This is a genomic window from Haloterrigena turkmenica DSM 5511 (assembly GCF_000025325.1).
Classification (GTDB): Archaea; Halobacteriota; Halobacteria; order Halobacteriales; family Natrialbaceae; genus Haloterrigena; species Haloterrigena turkmenica.
The window spans coordinates 2855285-2873504 of the sequence record NC_013743.1; the positions used below are offsets into that span (position 1 = coordinate 2855285).

General features: G+C 66.5%; 18 protein-coding genes, 1 rRNA gene and 2 pseudogenes. 9 read left to right on the top strand and 12 right to left on the bottom strand.

The window, feature by feature from the left end; translation table 11 throughout:
* Positions 1–201 precede the first annotated feature (201 nt).
* Positions 202–1164 carry an alpha/beta hydrolase gene (locus HTUR_RS13735; RefSeq protein WP_012943924.1) on the bottom strand — a complete coding sequence of 321 codons (963 nt, stop codon included), beginning with the start codon at positions 1162–1164 and terminating at the stop codon, positions 202–204.
* A 115-nt stretch (positions 1165–1279) separates the two neighbouring features.
* On the opposite strand from HTUR_RS13735, the gene pyrE reads away from it, so the two are divergent.
* Positions 1280–1804: an orotate phosphoribosyltransferase gene (gene pyrE, locus HTUR_RS13740; RefSeq protein WP_012943925.1), complete on the top strand. Its 525-nt coding sequence runs from the start codon at positions 1280–1282 to the stop codon at positions 1802–1804.
* A 40-nt stretch (positions 1805–1844) separates the two neighbouring features.
* Here pyrE and HTUR_RS13745 read toward each other — a convergent pair whose 3' ends face one another.
* The 3 genes from HTUR_RS13745 to HTUR_RS13755 all read right to left on the bottom strand — a co-directional run bounded on the left by HTUR_RS13745 (position 1845) and on the right by HTUR_RS13755 (position 3657).
* Positions 1845–2486 carry a class II aldolase/adducin family protein gene (locus HTUR_RS13745; RefSeq protein WP_012943926.1) on the bottom strand — a complete coding sequence of 214 codons (642 nt, stop codon included), beginning with the start codon at positions 2484–2486 and terminating at the stop codon, positions 1845–1847.
* On the bottom strand, positions 2483–3190 hold the full coding sequence (locus HTUR_RS13750; RefSeq protein ID WP_012943927.1) for an HAD family hydrolase: 708 nt from the start codon (positions 3188–3190) through the stop codon (positions 2483–2485). Before HTUR_RS13750 ends, HTUR_RS13745 begins: the two co-directional genes overlap by 4 nt.
* A gap of 77 nt (positions 3191–3267) precedes the next feature.
* On the bottom strand, positions 3268–3657 hold the full coding sequence (locus HTUR_RS13755) for a DUF7322 domain-containing protein (protein WP_012943928.1): 390 nt from the start codon (positions 3655–3657) through the stop codon (positions 3268–3270).
* Between the two features lie 354 nt (positions 3658–4011).
* On the opposite strand from HTUR_RS13755, the gene thrS reads away from it, so the two are divergent.
* Positions 4012–5961 (top strand): threonine--tRNA ligase, encoded by a 1950-nt coding sequence (gene thrS, locus HTUR_RS13760; protein WP_012943929.1) that lies wholly within the window; start codon positions 4012–4014, stop codon positions 5959–5961.
* Between the two features lie 6 nt (positions 5962–5967).
* Here thrS and HTUR_RS13765 read toward each other — a convergent pair whose 3' ends face one another.
* The gene (locus HTUR_RS13765; protein WP_012943930.1) at positions 5968–6588 is read right to left on the bottom strand and encodes a methyltransferase family protein; all 621 of its coding nucleotides are present in this window, start codon (positions 6586–6588) and stop codon (positions 5968–5970) included.
* A 186-nt stretch (positions 6589–6774) separates the two neighbouring features.
* On the opposite strand from HTUR_RS13765, the gene HTUR_RS13770 reads away from it, so the two are divergent.
* The 3 genes from HTUR_RS13770 to glmS all read left to right on the top strand — a co-directional run bounded on the left by HTUR_RS13770 (position 6775) and on the right by glmS (position 8905).
* A complete protein-coding gene (locus HTUR_RS13770; RefSeq protein ID WP_012943931.1) occupies positions 6775–7494 on the top strand; it encodes a helix-turn-helix domain-containing protein in 720 nt (239 codons plus the stop codon).
* 110 nt (positions 7495–7604) lie between these two features.
* Positions 7605–8315, top strand: a complete 711-nt coding sequence (locus HTUR_RS13775) for a phosphoribosyltransferase family protein (RefSeq protein WP_012943932.1) — start codon at positions 7605–7607, stop codon at positions 8313–8315.
* Positions 8316–8455: 140 nt separating this feature from the next.
* A complete protein-coding gene (gene glmS, locus HTUR_RS13780; protein ID WP_012943933.1) occupies positions 8456–8905 on the top strand; it encodes a methylaspartate mutase subunit S in 450 nt (149 codons plus the stop codon).
* Positions 8906–9012: 107 nt separating this feature from the next.
* Here glmS and HTUR_RS13785 read toward each other — a convergent pair whose 3' ends face one another.
* The 3 genes and pseudogenes from HTUR_RS13785 to pdhA all read right to left on the bottom strand — a co-directional run.
* Complete coding sequence (locus HTUR_RS13785) at positions 9013–9447, bottom strand: universal stress protein (RefSeq protein WP_012943934.1); 435 nt, start codon at positions 9445–9447, stop codon at positions 9013–9015.
* Between the two features lie 61 nt (positions 9448–9508).
* Positions 9509–10456, bottom strand: coding sequence for an alpha-ketoacid dehydrogenase subunit beta (locus HTUR_RS28005; protein WP_226377506.1), 948 nt, complete (start codon positions 10454–10456; stop codon positions 9509–9511).
* Between the two features lie 123 nt (positions 10457–10579).
* Positions 10580–11617 (bottom strand): annotated as a pseudogene (pdhA, locus tag HTUR_RS28010) (pyruvate dehydrogenase (acetyl-transferring) E1 component subunit alpha); the annotation flags it as partial.
* Between the two features lie 358 nt (positions 11618–11975).
* Here pdhA and HTUR_RS13795 point away from each other — a divergent pair.
* Positions 11976–13514: a S8 family peptidase gene (locus tag HTUR_RS13795; RefSeq protein WP_012943936.1), complete on the top strand. Its 1539-nt coding sequence runs from the start codon at positions 11976–11978 to the stop codon at positions 13512–13514.
* Positions 13515–13627: 113 nt separating this feature from the next.
* Here the strand turns inward: HTUR_RS13795 and HTUR_RS13800 are convergent, their stop codons facing one another.
* Positions 13628–14218: a 50S ribosomal protein L15e gene (locus HTUR_RS13800; protein ID WP_012943937.1), complete on the bottom strand. Its 591-nt coding sequence runs from the start codon at positions 14216–14218 to the stop codon at positions 13628–13630.
* 205 nt (positions 14219–14423) lie between these two features.
* Complete coding sequence (locus HTUR_RS13805) at positions 14424–14957, bottom strand: hypothetical protein (protein ID WP_012943938.1); 534 nt, start codon at positions 14955–14957, stop codon at positions 14424–14426.
* Between the two features lie 76 nt (positions 14958–15033).
* On the opposite strand from HTUR_RS13805, the gene HTUR_RS28015 reads away from it, so the two are divergent.
* Both HTUR_RS28015 and HTUR_RS26735 read left to right on the top strand, forming a co-directional pair.
* Positions 15034–15258, top strand: a complete 225-nt coding sequence (locus HTUR_RS28015; protein ID WP_049941743.1) for a hypothetical protein — start codon at positions 15034–15036, stop codon at positions 15256–15258.
* Positions 15243–15353, top strand: a pseudogene (locus HTUR_RS26735) (iron ABC transporter permease); the annotation flags it as partial. The gene HTUR_RS28015 and the pseudogene HTUR_RS26735, both read left to right, overlap by 16 nt.
* Positions 15354–15570: 217 nt before the next feature.
* Here HTUR_RS26735 and rrf read toward each other — a convergent pair.
* Positions 15571–15692: ribosomal RNA gene (rrf, locus tag HTUR_RS13820) — 5S ribosomal RNA — on the bottom strand.
* Between the two features lie 315 nt (positions 15693–16007).
* On the opposite strand from rrf, the gene HTUR_RS13825 reads away from it, so the two are divergent.
* On the top strand, positions 16008–16778 hold the full coding sequence (locus HTUR_RS13825; RefSeq protein ID WP_012943939.1) for an SDR family NAD(P)-dependent oxidoreductase: 771 nt from the start codon (positions 16008–16010) through the stop codon (positions 16776–16778).
* 76 nt (positions 16779–16854) lie between these two features.
* On the opposite strand, the gene HTUR_RS13830 is transcribed toward HTUR_RS13825, so the two are convergent.
* Positions 16855–18084: a cytochrome P450 gene (locus HTUR_RS13830; protein WP_012943940.1), complete on the bottom strand. Its 1230-nt coding sequence runs from the start codon at positions 18082–18084 to the stop codon at positions 16855–16857.
* Positions 18085–18220: the final 136 nt, after the last annotated feature.

Here is an 18220-nt window from a genome sequence, read left to right on the forward strand (position 1 = left end):
CCGAGGGACCGCCGTGCGATGGCATGCTGTCAGGTGTCTGAGCGATAGCGAGGGCTCTCGACGACCTAGGCGAGCGAATCGGCTGGGAGGGGGGCGGCAATTCCGTGTTGCCACGATAGTGAACCGCCCGATAGCGTTCCAAACGATAGCAGACCGCTTCGTTTCGAGTCCAGTTCTAAGTTCTACCGATCAGTTCACCCCTCACTCGAGCGCCCGCTCGAGAGCACGCGTGACGTCGTCGTAGGCCTCGTGGGCGCGCCCGAGGTTCACCGGATCGGCGAACATCCCGAAGAACCCGTGGATCATGTCGTCGTAGTGGTAGTGGGTGACCGGGACGCCGTCGGCCTCGAGGCGCTCGGCGTAGCGCGCGCCGTCGTCGCGCAGCGGGTCGAAGCCGGCGGTGACGACCGTCGCCGGCGGGAGGTCAGAGAGGTCGGCCGCCAGCCGCGGGCGGGCGTAGACGTTCCCGCGATCGATCTCGCGCTCGAAGTAGCAGTCGTCGAACCACTCCATGGTGTCCCGCTCGAGGAAGTAGCCGTCGCCGTTCTCCGCGTAGGCGTCGGTCTCGGTGATGTCGCCGGTGATGGGGTAGATCAGGAGCTGGTGAGCGGGGTCGACGCCGCCGCGGTCGCGCGAGAGCAGGCTCGTCGCCGTCGCGAGATTGCCGCCGGCGCTGTCGCCCGCGAGGACGATCCGGTCCCGGTCACCGCCCAGCGTCTCGATCTCCTCGCCAGCCCACTCCAGCGCGGCGTAACAGTCCTCGAGTGCGGCGGGGAACGGGTGTTCGGGCGCTAATCGATACTCGACGCTGGCGACGGTGTATCCGGTCTCGGCGGCGAGTTTCCGGCAGGTGTCGTCGTGTTCGTCGACGCTCCCGACGACGAAGCCGCCGCCGTGGAAGAAGAGGATCGTCGGCCGCGGCGTCTCGCCCGCGGGCCGGTAGACGCGGATCGGGAGGTCCCCGGCCGGCCCGTCGATCGTTCGATCCTCGACCGACTCGAGGTCGATCGACGGACCGTCGGCATCGTCGTCGAACATGTCGTCGAGCACTGCGCGCGCCTCGTCGACCGGCAGTTCGTGGAGTGCCGGCGCCGCCGACGAGTCGAGGGTCTCGAGGAGCGGTTTGAGGTCCGGATGGGGCTCTGGAGCACGGCTTGGTGTCATATCACGGGACACTCATCGGCGGAACAAAAAGATATGCGCATCTGCACGTCGGGAGCACACGCGACGTCGATCCGTTCCACACCGCTTATTTCGGTTCGGCGCGGCCCTTCGAGCAATGCCAAACGAGGAACTCATCGCGGCCCTGCGGGACGCGGAGGCGGTCAAGTTCGGCGAGTTCAAACTCTCCCACGGCGGCACCAGCGAGTACTACGTCGACAAGTACCTCTTCGAGACCGATCCCGACTGTCTCGAGGCCATCGCCGAGGCCTTCGCGGAGCGACTCGATGCGGACGACAAACTCGGCGGCGTCGCGCTGGGCGGGGTCCCCCTCGCCGCGGCGACCAGCGTCGCGGCCGGCGTCCCCTACGTCATCGCGCGCAAGCAGCGCAAGGAGTACGGCACCGGGAACCTGATCGAGGGCCGACTCGAGGACGGCGAGGAGGTCGTCGTCGTCGAGGACATCGTGACGACGGGGACGAGCCTCGTCGAGGCCGTCGAGGCGCTCCGAGAGGCGGGCGCGACCGTCGAGCGCGCGCTGGTCGTCGTCGACCGCGAGGAGGGCGGCCGCGAGAACGTCGAGGACGCCGGCGTCGAAATGGAGGCGCTGGTGACCGCGAGCGACCTACTCGAGTCGCAGTGAGTTCCGCGGCGGCCGACGAAGACGCCGACGGCGCCGGCGGCTACTGCCCGTAGGACTCGAACTTCTCGAGCACCGTCTCCAACTGCTCGTCCGACAGCGTCCGCGGCTCGAGGCCGGCGGCACGGGTCTGGAGGTACAGCCGAGCCAGGCTCTCGACGTGGTGGGTGTTCTCGAGTGCGGTCTCTACGTCCGACGCCGTGACGACGAGGCCGTGGTTTTCGATGAGCGTCGCGGTCGCCTCGGCCTCGTCCATCGCCCGGACGATGTGTTCGGCCAACTCGTCGGTGCCGTAGGGCGCGTACTCGGCGACGGGGACGCGCTTGCCGACCGCGACGATCATGTAGTGGATCGGCGGCAGCGGCTCGCGGGCGACCGCCAGCGTCGTCGACCACGGCGAGTGAGTGTGGACGATCGCGCCGACGTCCTCACGCCGGTAGATCGCGGCGTGCATCGGCACTTCGCTGCTCGGGGCCATCTCGCCGTCGCGCCGGTCGCCGTCGACGCCGACGACCGGGACGTCCGCGGCGTCGAACCCATCGTACGGGACGCCGGTCGGCGTGATCGCGAAGGCGTCGCCGGTCTCGCCGTCGCGAACGCTCAGGTTGCCCGTCCGGCCCGGCGTCAACGCGGCGAGATCCGGCGCGTGCTCGACCACTGCTCGGCGCTCGTCCTCGAGGGTCATCGGATCACCTCCAACAGTTCGTCGAACGCGTCGATCCGGTAGTCCGGTTTCCGATCGCCCTCGAGCGCTCCGTCTACCTCGACACGAGGATCGAACAGGACCGTCTCGAGGCCGACCGCGTTCGCGCCGACGACGTCCGCGTCGACGTTGTCACCCACCATCACGGTCTCCGAGGCGCGCCGGTCGAGGCGCGCGAGCGGGAGCGTGAACATGACCGACCCCGGCTTCTCGCGGCCCGTCTCCTCGGACGTCAGGAGGAGATCGATCCCGTCCGCGAGCCCCAAGCGCTCGAGTTTCGCGAGCTGGATCCGCGTCGTCAGATTGGTCACGATCCCGACGTCGATACCGCGGTTCCGCAGGTCTGCGAGCGTCTCCTCGACCTTCGGATAGCACGTCATCTCCGCGAGGTAGGCGTCCCAGAACGCCTCGCCGAGGGCCTTCGCGTCGCCCGGTCTGGCCGTTTCCGCGTGCAGTTCGAGCCCGCGCTTGAAGTAGAGGAACCGTTCGTGGCTCGCCGCCGTGCCGGGGACCTCGCGTTTGACTTCGCGACGGCCGGCCCGATAGAGCGACTCGAACCCGGCGCGATCGAGATCGTACCCCAGTTCGCGAGCGGCCTCGAACGCGGCCTCCTTTCCCGCCTCCTTGCACGGCGGATACGGGTACAGCGTATCGTCGAGGTCGAACAGCGCCGCGTCGATCGACATACCGGACCCGTCACCGGGAGGGACAAAACGAGTATCGGTCGCGGAACCGCGCGGTAGCGGCCTCGGTATCGGTCGGCTCACTCGCGGGCGGAGGCGCTAGACGCGGACGTCTCGCTCTCCGTACGGGCGCGATAGCGGCGATAGGTCGCGACGGCGAGGCCGAGCGCGACGGTTCCGACGATCACGAGACCGCCACCGATGAGCCACTGACCGCGGAATCCGAGAAACATCAGGCCGAGCGCACCGGCGAACACCCCGACGTGGACGAGTACCCCGACGACGATGAACGCGAGCAACGTCTCGGACGAGAGTTCGGCGAACGCGCGCTCGAGGTCCTCGTCGCTCTCACTATCCCCGGCGGGGTCCTCGAACGGATCCTCGAGAGGGTCGTTCTCGAACGGATCCCTGAGCGGATCGCCGCCGAACGGATCGTCGAACGGGTCGTCGTCTGACGGGTCGGGGCCCACGAACGGACGTACCCCGTTCGGCGGGAAAACCGTTCGCCCGACGAAGACCGTCTGGAGCCAGCGCCGATGTCCGTCGCGGCCGGTCGCGAGTCGCGACGACGGCCGTCTGACGAACCGGAATCTCGACGGTTCATCACAATGTTTTTATCCCGCTCGAGACTACGCGTATCCACGATGGTAGGTGTCCGCTTTACAGGGGCTCTCGCCCGCTTCTAACCTACATCTACCGCTGGCTGTGTTCGATTCGATCCACAGCACGGTGGGACGAGCGGACCACCCGCCGAACTTCTCACCGAAGTTCCCCGATCAGCAGCAGCCACAGCACTACTCGCAGCCGCACCCACACGAACACCCATGTCAGAACCAGATTCCCAGTCACAGGAACAGATAACGGTCGTACTGCCCGACGGATCCGAACTCGAGGTCGCATCCGACGCGACGGTCGAGGACTGCGCCTACGAAATCGGTCCCGGTCTCGGCCGCGACACGGTCGCCGGCAAACTCGACGGCGAACTTGTCGCCAAGGAAGAACCCGTCTACGACGGCGTCGAGCTCGAGATCGTCACCGACGGCTCCGAGGAGTACCTCGAGGTCATGCGCCACTCCGCGGCACATTGCCTCGCCCAGGCCGTCGAACGGCACTACGACGACGTCGACCTCGCGATCGGGCCGCCGACGGACGAGGGCTTCTACTACGACTTCGATAATCTCGACGTCGACGAGGAGGATCTCGCGGCCCTCGAGGACGAAATCGAGGCGATCATCGCCGAGGACTACGAGATCGAGCGCGAGGATGTCTCGATCGAGGAGGCCGAGGAGCGGCTGGCCGGCGAGCCCTACAAGCTCGAACTGCTCGAGGAGTTCGCCGACGAGAACGACACCGTCACCTTCTACAAACAGGGCGAGTGGGAGGACCTCTGTGCCGGTCCGCACGTCGACTCGACGGGCGAAATCGGCGTCGTCGAGCTGTTGGAAATCGCCGGCGCCTACTGGCGCGGCGACGAGGAGAATACGATGCAGACGCGCATCTACGGGACGGCCTTCGAAGACGAGAGCGATCTCGAAGACTTCCTCGAGCGCAAGCAGGAAGCCGAGAAGCGCGACCACCGCCGGATCGGCAACGAGATGAACCTGTTCTCGATTCAGGACGTCACCGGCCCCGGACTGCCGCTGTATCACCCGCCGGGGAAGACCGTCCTGAAGGAACTCGAGGACTTCGTCGAGGACCTCAACAAGGACGCGGGCTACGACTACGTCGAGACGCCCCACGTCTTCAAAACGGATCTCTGGCACCGCTCGGGTCACTACGAGAACTACCAGGACGACATGTTCATCTTCGACGTCGGCGACGACGAGTTCGGCCTGAAGCCGATGAACTGTCCCGGCCACGCCGCCATCTTCCAGGATCAGTCCTGGAGCTACCGCGACCTCCCCATTCGCTACGCGGAGAACGGGAAGGTCTACCGCAAGGAGCAGCGCGGCGAACTCTCGGGCCTCTCGCGGGTCTGGGCCTTTACGATCGACGACGGCCACCTGTTCATCCGCCCCGACCAGATCAGACAGGAGGTCGAGGAGATCATGGACATGATCACCGACGTCCTCGAGACGTTCGACCTCGAGTACGAGATGGCTCTCGCCACCCGGCCCGAGAAGTCGGTCGGCTCCGACGAGATCTGGGACCGCGCGGAGGAGCAACTCGAGAACGTCCTCGAGAATCGCGCCCACGACTACGAGGTCGAGGAGGGCGACGGCGCGTTCTACGGGCCGAAGATCGACTTCGCGTTCGAGGACGCCATCGGCCGCTCGTGGGACGGCCCCACGGTCCAACTCGACTTCAACATGCCCGAGCGGTTCGACCTGAACTACGTCGGCGAGGACAACGAGGAACACCGTCCGGTCATGATCCACCGCGCGCTCTACGGCAGCTACGAGCGGTTCTTCATGATGCTCATCGAGCACTACGAGGGTCGGTTCCCGCTGTGGCTCGCGCCCGAACAGGTCCGCGTGCTACCCATTTCGGACGACAACCTCGGTTACGCTCACCGCGTCGCCAACGAGTTCGACGACTTCCGCGTCGAGGTCGACGGTCGCGACTCCACCTTGGAGCGGAAGATCCGCGCGGCCCACGACGATCGGGTCCCCTACCAGATCATCGTCGGCGACAACGAGGAGGACGACGGCAACATCTCCGTCCGCGATCGCTTCGAGGACCAGGAGTACGACGTCGAGATCGAGGACTTCAAGCAGCACCTCGAGGCCGAAATCGAGGAGCAGCGGACCCAGCCGGACTTCCTGCAGGACTGATCGCGGTCACCCGCCGTCGCTGACCGCCGTTTCGTCTGCCCGATTCCCGACGAGTGCGCGAACGGTCCGCCTCCCCACGAATCGCGGCACGCGCTCGGTGTAGCGCTCGTACTCCTCGCCGTACTGCTCACGTAGCCAGGACTCCTCGGCGAACGGCAGCGAGAGCCACCAACCGAGGTAGATCGCGCAGATGACGGCCACCAGCGTCGAGTTCGCCAGTAGCGCGAACCCGACCGTCGCGACGATGTAGCCGACGTACTGGGGATTTCTCGAGTAGCGGTACCAGCCGCCGGTTCGCAGGTCGCCGGCGAGTCCCTTCGTCTCCTCGACGCCGAGGTCCAGGCCGGCCGCGATGGCGACGCCGTAGCCGGCGACGAACAGCGCGGCGCCCGCGGCCAGCGACGGGCCACGGGGAAGGCCGAGACTGTTCCAGCTGAGGTAGGTGAGCGCGAGCATGACGACGTTGAGCGAGTGCGAAATCCCCCAGTGAACGTAGTAGGTCCAGTTTCGTTCGCCAGGGGGCCAGTACTCGAGCACGCCCAGCGCGCTGGCGACGATTCCCGTGAGGTTCGCCAGTGCGAGGCCAACGCCCACGACGAAGACGGCACTCGTCAGCGCGTTGATCATCGGTGCATCACCGCCGTCGCCGTCAGCGACTCGAGCGACCACACCTGCCCCTGTCCTGGATCGACCGTCGGCAGCCGTGCTTGATAGCGCCTCATACGCGTACGTCGGCCATCGATCGCACTGTCGCTTCTCACGGATACACTAGGTGATTTATATGCTACCCCGTCCTGCCGTCGACACACCGCGATGAAGTACCTCGACGTTCGGCTCCGCCAGCCCGACTGGATGCTCCATCCCATGCAGCTGTTCATCCGCGAGGGAGACGCGGTCCGCTACGAGGAACTGCGCACGTGGAACATCCTCGGCCCCGAGGGCGACCGCGAGTACGAACTGTTCTACGCCGAGGCCGACCGCGAGGCGTACGTCGACGCCATCGAGGCCGTCGATTCGGTCCGCTGGTACGACCTGACGCCGATCGACGACGACTCGTTCTACGTCTACATCTGCCAGGAGACTCGCGAGGAAGACGTGCGCTGGCGGCAATCGTTCGCCGCGCTCGATCTCGTTGTCGTCCCGCCCGTAATCTACGACTCCGAGGCCGCGTTCTACATGACCGTCGTCGGCGCCGGCGAGGACCTGCAGGCGATGCTCGAGGGGCTCCCCGACGAGATCGACGTCACCGTCCGCGCGATCGGGGAGTACGACCGCCGGCACGCACCGCTGACCGGTGGTCTCACCGAGCGTCAGCTCGAGGCCGTTGCAGCCGCGGTCGAGGTCGGCTACTACGCGGTTCCGCGCGAGGCGGGACTCGAGGCCGTCGCCGAGCGGCTGAACTGTGCCGCGAGCACGGCCGGAACGCTCCTCCAAAAGGCGCAGGCGCGGGTGATGCAGCGACTCGTCCGACAGCGCGGGCGAGGTCTCCTGGAGGGCGAGACGAACGCGACCGCTCTCGATGCGGGGAAATAGAAGTGACCTGGCCGGTTCGGCCGACTTGCGGCCGCTGATCACGGACGTGGCTATCTCGAGCGCGCAATCCGATCGAAACCCCCATACTTGCAGGATCGTGCATATCTAGTATGAACAGAGCCGAGAAGGCAGCCCTCCAGTTACGGGCCGTCGACGTGTTGCGGATGCTGAAGGAGACCCGAACCTACGACGAACTCGCCGAGACGACAGGGCTTCCGGCGGGAGATCTCAATCGGTACGTCAACGGTCACGTGCTGCCGGGAACCGAGCGCGCACGCGAGGTCGTCGAGGACCTCGGCCGCGAGGCCTTGGCCGGCGAACTCGAGGCCCGCATCCGGGTCGACGACGAGGGCTACGTCGACAACAGCGCGGCGGTCTTCGATCAGTCGTTTCTCGACCTCGTCGCGCCGGTCGTGGCTAACGCGTTCGACTTCGATCGGCCCGACGTCGTCCTCACCGCGGCGACAGACGGGATCACGCTCGCCGCCTCGCTCGCGAGCTACTACGGGACGCGCTGTGCCTACGCGAAGAAGAGCAAAGAGACCGCCGTCGAGGAGTTCATCGAGGCCCGCGAGCGCCTCCAGTCGGGGATCGAACTCACCTACTATCTCCCCGAGTCGGCCATCGACGCCGGCGAGTCGGTGCTGGTCGTCGACGACCTCATCCGCTCGGGCGAGACCCAAGAGCTCCTACTGGACATCGTCGACACCGCCGACGCCGACGTCGCCGGCGTCTTCGCGCTCATCGCGGCCGGCGAGGACGGCATCCAGCGGGCCCGGAGCCACACCGACGCGCCCGTCGACGCCCTCACGACGGTCTGAGCGGTCCGACCGCCGTCTCGAGTCGTTCCGTTCGGGCGTCGTCGACCGATGAGTCTCCCACCGGGGAAACCGTGCGAACCATTGCCACATGATTAATCATTAGGTTTATTGTGCTCCCGCCAGTTTGTGGTGGTACGACCATGACGAAGACAGTCATCCTCGGCGTGATCGGATCCGACGCCCACGTCGTCGGGATCACCATCCTGGAGCAAGCGTTCGAGGCCGCGGGGTTCGACGTCGTCAACCTCGGGGTCCAGACCTCCCAGACGGAGTTCGTCGACGCCGCAGACGAACACGACGCCGCGGCGGTACTCGTCTCCTCGCTCTACGGTCACGCCAAACAGGACTGTCAGGGCTTCCACCGGCAGATCGCCGACGCCGGCCTCGAGGACGTCACGACCTACATCGGCGGCAACCTCGCCGTCGGTCAGGACGACTTCGAGGAGACCCGGGCGTTCTTCCGCGAGATCGGGTTCGATCGCGTCTTCGACTCCGAGACCGACCCCGAGGACGCGATCGAGGCGCTGCGGGCCGATCTAGATATGCGCTCCGCGGAGACCGAGCGGGAGAGCCAGACCGTCTCCGCCTGAATCGATCCGCCGGTCGCCGTTTTCGTCGTTCGCTACGCTACGGACCGCCCGCTGTTGCGGTCGCTCACACTGAGACGTCTCGACTCGAGTCGCCAATCGCTGACCGCTCACCGGACGATCGTCACCGGGACGGGCGAGCGGCGAGCCACCTTCTCGGCGACGCTGCCCAGCAGAATCCGACTCGCGCCCGTGCGGCCGTGGCTCCCGATCGCGATGTGGTCGACGTCGTTGTCGGCGGCGTAGTCGACGATCGACCGCGAGATCCCGCCGACGACGTGGTCCGTCTCGATCTCGACGCCGTGCTCGGCGGCCTGTTCGCGCGCCGCCTCGAGGATCGCCTCCGCCCGCTCCTGATGGTGGTCCTGAAGCTCCTCGTAGTTGGCCATCGCCCCGCCTTCGATGCCGGTCGCGGCGTAGAAGTCGCCGGGATCGAGGACGTGCAGCGCCGTGATGCGGGCGTCGGGATACTCCTCGCAGGCGAATGCGAGGGCTTCGGTCGACTGGTTCGAGTCGTCGACGGGAACGAGAACGTGTGTTGCCATGCGCGATACTACATCGGCTCCCGAAATAAACGTCGGGCTATCGACGGGGCAAACCCGGCGCCTACGACGACGTTACGCGCTCGATCGCCCCTCGAATGCGCTCCTGGTCGGGCCGGTACGCCTCCTCTCGGCCCGGCAGCGGCACCGGGACGTCGTAGCCGGCGACGCGCTCGATCGGCGCCTCGAGGTGCCAGACCGCCTCGTCGGAGATGCGGGCCGCGATCTCGGCACCGAACCCGCCCGAGCGCGGGGCCTCGTGGACGACGACGCACCGGCCGGTCTTCCGGACCGACTCGCGGACCGTCTCGGTATCCATGGGACTGATCGTCCGCAGGTCGATCACGTCGGCCGACGCCTCGCTCTCCTCGAGGGCGCCTTCGACCTCGCGGACCATCGCGCCCCAGGTGACAACTGTGACGTCGGTACCTTCCTCGACGACGCGGGCCTCGCCGAGCGGAACCTCGTGGTCGGCGGGGACGGGGCGACGGGCCGCCCGGTACAGCACCATCGGTTCGAAGAACAGAACGGGATCGGGGGCCCGGATCGCGGACCGGAGCAGCCCGGCGGCATCCTGCGCGGTCGACGGAATCACCACCTTGAGTCCGGGAATGTGGGCGTAGCCGGCCTCGTAGCTCTCGGAGTGGTGCTCTAAGGCCTTCACGCCCAGCCCGTACGGCGCGCGAATCACCATGGGACAGGTGAGTTTCCCGCGCGAGCGACTACGCAGGCGCGAGACGTGCTGGTGGATCTGGTCGAACGCCTGGAAGGTGAAGCCGGCGAACTGGATCTCCGCGACGGGCCGGTAGCCCGCAGCCGCGAGGCCGACACCCAGACCGACGATGCCGGCCTCCGCGACCGGCGCGTCGTGGACGCGGCCGGGGAACGCGTCGAGCAGCCCCTGGGTCGCCCGGAAGACGCCGCCGTCGACGCCGACGTCCTGCCCGTAGACGACCACGTCCTCGTCGCGATCCAGTTCCGCGCGGAGCGTCCCGCGGATCGCCTCGACCATGTTCAGCCGATCGACCCCCTCCGTGACGCCCGAGTCGGTCGCCGTCCCGCCGTCGCCGCGCTCCTCCGCCGCTCGAGGCGGCGCGATCTCGCCGTCGGCGTCGCCGGTGAACGCCTCCCGCTGGCGCTCGAGGTAGTCGGGGAGTTCCGCGTAGGCGGTGTCGAACATGTCGACCGGATCGGCGTTCGCTTTGGTCTCGCGGGCCGCCTCGAGGGTCTCCTCGAGTTCCGTCTCGATCTCGTCCTCGATCGCCGAGACGGCGTCGTCGTCCAGAACGCCCCGATCTCGGAGGTACCGCTCGAACCGCAGGATCGGGTCCAACGGCTCCCACTCCTCTTCTTCCTCAGTGGTACGGTAGACGGAGGGATCGTCCGCGGTGGTGTGCATCTCCCGCCGGTAGGTCGTCGCCTCGATCAGCGTCGGGACACCCCGCAGGGCGCGCTCCCTGGCCTCCTTCGTGACCGCGTAGACGCCAAGCACGTCGTTGCCGTCGACCTGAATCGGTTCGATGCCCGCGGCGATGGCCTTCTGGGCGAGCGTCGCGGCCCGCGTCTGTTTCTCCAGCGGCGTCGAGATGGCGTACTGGTTGTTCTGGCAGACGAAAACCGTCTGCGCCTCGTAGACGCCCGCCAGGTTCATCGCCTCGTAGACCTCGCCTTCGCTGGTCGCGCCGTCGCCGAAGTAGGTCAGCGCGATCCGGTCGCTGTCCTGCAACGCCTGGGCCCAGCCGATTCCCGCGGCGTGGAGCGGCTGGGAGCCGACGGCGATCGCCGGCGGCATGATCGGGACGTCGTCGGGCGGTCCGCCGCCCTCCTCGAGGCCCATCGCGTACTCGAAGATCGCCTGGGGTGAGAGCCCGCGGGCCAGCGCCGATGGCTGCTCGCGAAAGGCCGGCACCGTCCAGTCGTCGTCGGTCAACGCGGCGGTGCTGCCGACCTGTGCGGCCTCCTGGCCCGTCGCCGGCGCGAAGGTCCCCAGTTCGCCCCGGCGCTGGAGGGCGATCGTCCGCTCGTCGAGGCGCCGGGAGAGCTTCATCGTCCGATACCACTCGCGTAACCGCTCGTCCGCGAGGTCCGGCTCCATCGATTCGTCGACGCGGCCGTCCTGATCGAGAATCTCGACGCGGTCGATCGAGAAGTCGGCGACCGTCGATCGTGGCATACCGACGGTACGAGAGACGGCCACTTAGTGCTCGAGTCGGCTATCGCACGCTCCGCGGTGCTCGAGTCGGCCATCGCGCCCCGCGTCGATCGCTGGACGCTTTCGACCATCTGAACCGACACCCTGCTGGTCGACCCTGACGCGGAACACCGTTCGCCGAAACCGACGCCGACGACCCGCTGACGGTGCTCGGTCGCCCCGGACCACGGCCGACGTCCCTCGATTTCCGACCAGCGCGCGGGTCGGACATCACTTGCGGAACAGCGTTCGTGGCGTCCGGAAGGTTGGACTTCCAACAGCTTTTTATTACCTATCGTAGCAATTGGATAATAGATGTTTCAGGCATTCGTGAAAGACAATGACTGATGAAAACTCTACAGAGCGAGCGACGCGGCGAACGGTACTCAGGAGCGTCGGTACCGGTCTCGCCGGTTCGGTCGCGCTCTCCGGAACCGGCGCGGCCTTCGACGGCGAGTCCGTCGGCGAGGCGCTTGAGGGCGTATTCGAGGCCGGCGGCGCCCTCGTCGACGACGCGCTCGATCCCGAGAGCGACGCCCTTCAGGAGGTCATGATCGTCTTCGAGGACACCGAGGCCGTCGTCCGCCTCGAGGAACTCGACGCCGAGTTCGCGATCGGCTTCGATACCCTCCCTGTCGGCTACGCCAAACTGCCGGGGTCGCTGGTCGAGACCGTCGCCGACTGGGAGCCGGTGCGGTACGTCTCTTCGAACTACGAACTGGAGTTCCACAACGACAACGCCCGCGAGGACACGAACGCGGACGCCGTGCAGGCCGGTGCGGGACTCGAGACGCCCTACACCGGCGAGAACGTCCACGTCGCGGTCATCGACTCCGGGATCGGCGGTAGCCACCCCGATCTGCAACCGAACCTCGAGGCGAACTATCAGTACGTGGGGATCCCAGGCATTCAGGACGAACCGCTCTGGTGGCAGGACGTCGACGACATCGATACCGACGCGAACGGCCACGGCACCCACTGTGCGGGAAGCATCGGCGGCACCGGTTCGGAGAGCGGCGGCGAGTACGCGGGAATGGCGCCCGACGTCGATCTGACGATGTACTCGACGAGCGCGGGCCCGGCGATCGCGTTCACCGTCGCCGCGTACGACGATCTGATCCGCCGACAGCGGGAGGGCGATCACGATATCCAGATCGTCTCAAACTCGTACGGCTCGGGACAGATCGGCCGCCCCTTCCTCCCCGAAGATCCCCTCAACGTCGCGACGTGGCACGCTCACGAGGAGGGGATCCTCTCGGTCTTCGCGGCGGGTAACGACGGTCCCGATACGGGAACGCTGAACCAGTACGCGAAGGCACCGCACGTTCTGGGGGTCGGGGCGACCGACGCCGAGGGAGCGGTCGCGGACTTCTCGTCGCGCGGTCGCCCGCAGGACGGCACATACGACACGGACAATTACGACCGCGCGGCGGCCTACGAGAACCTCGCCGCGTTTCACGACGGCGTCCCCGCGGACGAGATCGACGGTCCGCTGGGGATCTACCGCAACGGCGTCGCCGCCAAAGGTGACGCCGTAATGAGTACGCTCGAGCGGTTCGACCTGATAAACGTGCTCCAACCGGACGACGAACGCTACTACGGGCCCGCGTCCGGGACAAGCATGTCCTGTCCCGTCACCGCTGGCTGCGCGGCCTTAGTCTACGACGCCGCCATCGAGCGTAACGGCGACGCGCCCGCTCCGATGGACGTGCTCGCGACGCTCGAGGCGACCGCCGACGAGCGCCGACGCGAGTCGTACACCGCGGAAGCCGTCGGTGCGGGGTACGTGGACGTCCACGCAGCCGTCGAACGGGCCGAAGCAGGCGAATTCGCGGCGGTCGACGAGATCGACGTCGCCCCGAGTGCCGCCGAGCGGTGAGCTGTCGGCTCCGGTAGGCGAAGGGCAGCAACCGCTCGTCGATTCACGGAGCCGTCGCTCTCGAGTCGAGTCGCAGAAAAATCGAGGTTCGGATCGTCGAAACCGACCGGTCGTTACTTCGCGCGACCCTGTCCGCCGTTGTTGGACGGACGGACCTTCTCGGCGCCCTTACCGCGGTTGTTGAGGCCGCGATTGGCCTTACCTGCGTTGGTGAGACCACGGAACGCGCGGTTCGTGTGGTCGTCGTCGCAGATCCAGTTGAGGTCGTCGTCGTTCTCGATCGCCGGGTGGTTCGGATCCACGAGGATCGCTTCGAACCACTTCTGCGAGCCGTCTTCGCCGACCCAGTAGCTGTTGAGCACCCGCAGGTTGGGGTACTTCCGGGAGACGCGCTCCTCACCGATGCGCTGGATGTTCTTGCGCCGCCCGATGCGGTTGACACCCTGGCGCTTGGATCGGCGACCGGCCGTGAAGCGTTCCTTACGGGCGGTCCCCTTGCGGACCGACATGCGGACCACGATAATGCCCTGCTTGGCCTTGTAGCCGAGTTCGCGCGCCTTGTCCAGACGGGTCGGGCGCTCGATGCGCTCGATTGCGCCCTGTTTGCGCCATTCCTGCTTTCGCTGCCACTGCAGTTCCCCGAGCTTCCCGTCGTCGGGGTCCTTCCATGCGTCCTTGATGTGGGAGTAGAAGCTTTCTGCCATGTGTATCACCGCGGGCGTTTCCTGGTTCAATCCCGACCGGGGGCGGTCCCCGCGGATCACATCCCGACCTGTGGCGGCAATGCCGTACAGGTGCCCGCTGGCGCCCGCGACCCAGCGAGTCTACCTTCTCTTCCCAACTCTCGAGTATAAGGGCTTCGAACTGCGGGAACGGCGAGCCGAAAAACGAGGAATGTTCGTGGGTCGATCACCGCTCGAGCGGGACGTACTCGCCGACGCCGCCGGGGACGACGCCGTTGACCGTCGCGAACACGGCACCGAGGACCAGTCCGTAGACCAGGTGGCCGATCGCGAACAGGAGCGCGCTGACCAGTTCCCCCGCGACGCCCGGAACGGGGAGAAACGGCAGCGGCAACGCCGCGACGCCCGCCTGCTGCATCGCCAGTGGGAACAGGAAGCCGCCGGCGAAGAGGCCGAGGAGGGCCCCGAACACCAGTCCGACGACGAGGTAGTCGCTAAACGAGTCCACCAGGTCCTGGACCGCTCGCCGCGAGACGAGGGCGGCGAACGTCAGCCCGAACAGGGCGCTGAGGACCATGTGGACGGTCCAGCCGACGCCGACCGCCGTTCCGGAATCGGCGATCAGCGCGCCGAGCAGTTCGATCTGGCCCGCGCCGAGGTGGAGGACCAGCCCCATGGCGATGCCGCCGACCAGTCCGCCGGTGAAGCCGCCACCCCAGACGCCGACGCCGTCGAGGTCGTGAGTGTTATTCTCACCCATATATGACGGGTACGATCCCGAGTGTAATCAAACCGACCATTGATTCGGTTATACGAGGATTCAGAAAACGGACAGGTTGCCGTCCGTCACCGCAGTACCGGCCGAATTCGGCCGGAGCCGCGACAGCTCTCCGGGACCAATCGTCATCGGACAGCAGTACCCCGACGTGATCGACTCGCTGCCCACGGCGTGGTTCGACTTCGACCTCCGGTGTCTCGCCGACAACGACCTCGTCGCCGACAGCGCCGACCCGCTGGCCGGGATGCGCGTCGCGGCCGACCGTCGGCCGACCTCGCCCTGAATCCCGCCCAGTTGCCGGTCGATATCATCACCGGCCTCGTCGGCGGGCCGTACTTCCGCTATCTGATGCGCAAACAGGAGAACATGGGCGAGATCGAGGTCTCGACCTCGAGACTGGAGTCGATTCACTGGCCTCGAGTCGAGGGCCATATCGCAGTTCAACGCCCCGTCTCTCGAGGCGGACTAACAGGGAAGGATGCAGTCGGCTCGAGCGACGGGCAGTCGACCGAGTACCGAACTGACGGCGAGTAACAAACCGAAGCGAGAGACGACCTAGAGGCGTCGCTCGTCGGGATTGAATGGTGTATGAAGAGCGAGGCAGCGAACCGGGTCTCCCAGAGGCTCGCGCACTCCAGTACTCGCCGGGACGCAGGCGGGCTTAACGTCCGTGTTCGGGATGGGTACGGGTGGTTCCCCGCCGCTGTGGCCGCCTCAACGCCGACCCGCGGAATCGAACCGCGGTAACGCCTGCGCCGGTGTGTTCACTCCGATATCGGGAGTACGACGGTTTAACACTTCTGATCTTTCCGTCGAACGCTGACTCGGTTCGTTCCCGGCTCCTTTGGCGGTGCTCGGTTCCTGCTTGTCCGGCATCGTCCTCTTCAGCCGTCCTCTCGGCGGTCGCTGCTCGAGATCGCTCCGTCGGACGACGGGTCCCGCTTGAGATCGAACCGATAGCGGAGCCCCGACTGGACGGCCGAACCGAAAGACTGTATTAATTGAACAATTAATCAGCAGTGAGGACTACTCATGAACGGATTAGACGGGAAGACGGCCGTGGTAACGGGCGGTGGATCCGGAATCGGGCGCGCGTCGGCGAAACGCTTCGCCGACGAGGGGGCGAACGTCGTCGTCGCGGACATCGACGCGGAGACCGGTCGCGAAACGGTCGATCTGATCGAGGACGCCGGCAATAACGCGACGTTCGTCGACGTCGACGTCTCCGACCTCGAGTCGGTCGAGCGAATGGTCGACGTCGCGGTTGACACCTATGGAAGCCTCGATTTCGCACACAACAACGCGGGTATCCTCACGGGGTTCGCAGACGTCACCGACATCGACGCCGCAGACTGGGACAGACTCCTCGAGGTCAACCTGAAGGGGATCTGGGCGTGTCTGAGGGCCGAACTTCCCGTCATGACGGAAAACGGTGGCGGGGCGATCGTCAACACGGCCTCCGAGTCGGGACTCGTCGGGATGGGCGGCCTCGCCAGCTATGCCGCCAGTAAACACGGCGTTGTCGGCCTCACGAAGACGGTCGCGCTCGAGTACGCGACGCGGGGCGTGCGGGTCAACGCCATCGCACCGGGACCGACGAACACGAACATCCAGTCCGGGATGTCGGGAGACAGCGATCCCTCGACCATGGAGTTCGACACGTCGGCGATGATCGACGTCCCCATGGACCGCATCGCGGAACCGGAAGAGATGGCCGGCGCGGTCGCGTTCCTCTGTTCCGACGACGCCTCGTACATCACCGGCCACACCCTCCCCGTCGACGGCGGGCAGGCCGCGGACTGACTGCCGGCCCTCCCCGTCGGGGAACACTCAACACGCAACTATCCGAGGATTCGGCGGTATCGGTGCCGCGGTCGGATTACGCGTTCTTCCTCACGTCGCAGGGAAGCGACTCGAGACCGTAGAGACCGCTCAGCGGCCGAAGATCCGATAGATCGGCGTCCAATCGGTCGAAGCGCTCGAGCAGTTGCCCCAGGGCGACGTCGGCTTCCATCCGCGCGAGGTGCGCGCCGAGACAGAAGTGAACCCCCGTTCCGAACGCCATGTGACGGTTCGGGTGGCGCTCGGGCCGGAACTCTTCGGGCGCGTCGAAGACGTCCGGATCGCGGTTCGCGGCGCCCAGCCAGAGCGTGACGACGTCGCCGGTCTCGATCCGTCGCCCGTTTAGCTCGACGTCCTCCACGGCGATCCGCTTCAGCGATTGGATCGGCGACCGGTATCGGAGCACCTCCTCGATGGCTCGCTGCCGGTCGACCGCTCCCGTTCGAATCGCGTCCGTCACCCCCGCTTCCTCGACGGACCAGATCGCGTTGGTGAGGAGGTTCGTCGTCGTGATGTTGCCCGCGAGGAGGAGCAGTATACAGAAGCCGACCTGTTCGCCCCTGGTTAGTTCGTCCGCGTTCGCCGCGAGCGTGATCAGATCGTCCCCATTGCCGCCGTCGCGTTCCTCCAGCAGCGTCGCGAAGTAGCCGCCCATCTCTCGCTGGGCCCGTTCCTGTTCCCGTTGCACCCGCTGTAGCTCCGCCTCGCTGTCGTCGTCGGGTCGTGCGACGAGTGCGTCCGACCACGCCTTGAACTCGTCGCGGCGCTCGGCGGGGATCCCCAGTAGCTCGGCGATCACGATGACGGGAAGCGGAATCGCGAACTCGTCGACGAAGTCGAACGCGTCCTCGTCCTCGAGGTCGTCCAACAGTTCCTCCGTCACCGCTTCTACTCGCGGCTGATACTCCCGGATGGCGCCGGGCTGAAATCGTTCATCGACGAACCCGCGGAGTCGGGTCTGTTCCGGCGGGTCGGTCGAGATCATCGTCTGCAGCATCGGAAGGTCCTCGTCACCGTCGCTGTCGCCGTCGTTCGAGGACTTCTCGGGGTCGAACGCGCGGTTCGCTGTGAACGTATCGTGGTCTTTGAGCACGCGCTCGACGTCTTCGTACCGGAACACATCCCACGTCTCTCGCTGTTCGTCGTAGTGAACCGGACTCTCCTGTCGCATCTCGGCGTACCACTCGAACGGCGAGAGCTGTCCCTCGCGGCTTCGGATCGCTTTCGGTGACTGGCCCACGCCGACGACTGAATCGGGGGACTCCATGAATTAATTGACCGATTAATCAATTGTAGCTCTTTCGGTGGCGGGCTCCGGTCGCGGGCCGTAACTGACCCGTGAGAGAACGATCGGCCGTCGCGGAGGCCGGCGAAGCACGGCCCAAGGCGGGAATTCGAGTCGG

Excerpts from the sequence above, each read along its gene's own strand:
- HTUR_RS13735 (WP_012943924.1), bottom strand. The coding sequence starts at position 1,164 with ATGACACCAAGCCGTGCTCCAGAGCCCCATCCGGACCTCAAACCGCTC.
- pyrE (WP_012943925.1), top strand. The coding sequence starts at position 1,280 with ATGCCAAACGAGGAACTCATCGCGGCCCTGCGGGACGCGGAGGCGGTC.
- HTUR_RS13745 (WP_012943926.1), bottom strand. The coding sequence starts at position 2,486 with ATGACCCTCGAGGACGAGCGCCGAGCAGTGGTCGAGCACGCGCCGGAT.
- HTUR_RS13750 (WP_012943927.1), bottom strand. The coding sequence starts at position 3,190 with ATGTCGATCGACGCGGCGCTGTTCGACCTCGACGATACGCTGTACCCG.
- thrS (WP_012943929.1), top strand. The coding sequence starts at position 4,012 with ATGTCAGAACCAGATTCCCAGTCACAGGAACAGATAACGGTCGTACTG.
- HTUR_RS13765 (WP_012943930.1), bottom strand. The coding sequence starts at position 6,588 with ATGATCAACGCGCTGACGAGTGCCGTCTTCGTCGTGGGCGTTGGCCTC.
- HTUR_RS13770 (WP_012943931.1), top strand. The coding sequence starts at position 6,775 with ATGAAGTACCTCGACGTTCGGCTCCGCCAGCCCGACTGGATGCTCCAT.
- HTUR_RS13775 (WP_012943932.1), top strand. The coding sequence starts at position 7,605 with ATGAACAGAGCCGAGAAGGCAGCCCTCCAGTTACGGGCCGTCGACGTG.
- glmS (WP_012943933.1), top strand. The coding sequence starts at position 8,456 with ATGACGAAGACAGTCATCCTCGGCGTGATCGGATCCGACGCCCACGTC.
- HTUR_RS13785 (WP_012943934.1), bottom strand. The coding sequence starts at position 9,447 with ATGGCAACACACGTTCTCGTTCCCGTCGACGACTCGAACCAGTCGACC.
- HTUR_RS28005 (WP_226377506.1), bottom strand. The coding sequence starts at position 10,456 with ATGGTCGAGGCGATCCGCGGGACGCTCCGCGCGGAACTGGATCGCGAC.
- HTUR_RS13795 (WP_012943936.1), top strand. The coding sequence starts at position 11,976 with ATGACTGATGAAAACTCTACAGAGCGAGCGACGCGGCGAACGGTACTC.
- HTUR_RS13800 (WP_012943937.1), bottom strand. The coding sequence starts at position 14,218 with ATGGCAGAAAGCTTCTACTCCCACATCAAGGACGCATGGAAGGACCCC.
- HTUR_RS13805 (WP_012943938.1), bottom strand. The coding sequence starts at position 14,957 with ATGGGTGAGAATAACACTCACGACCTCGACGGCGTCGGCGTCTGGGGT.
- HTUR_RS13825 (WP_012943939.1), top strand. The coding sequence starts at position 16,008 with ATGAACGGATTAGACGGGAAGACGGCCGTGGTAACGGGCGGTGGATCC.
- HTUR_RS13830 (WP_012943940.1), bottom strand. The coding sequence starts at position 18,084 with ATGGAGTCCCCCGATTCAGTCGTCGGCGTGGGCCAGTCACCGAAAGCG.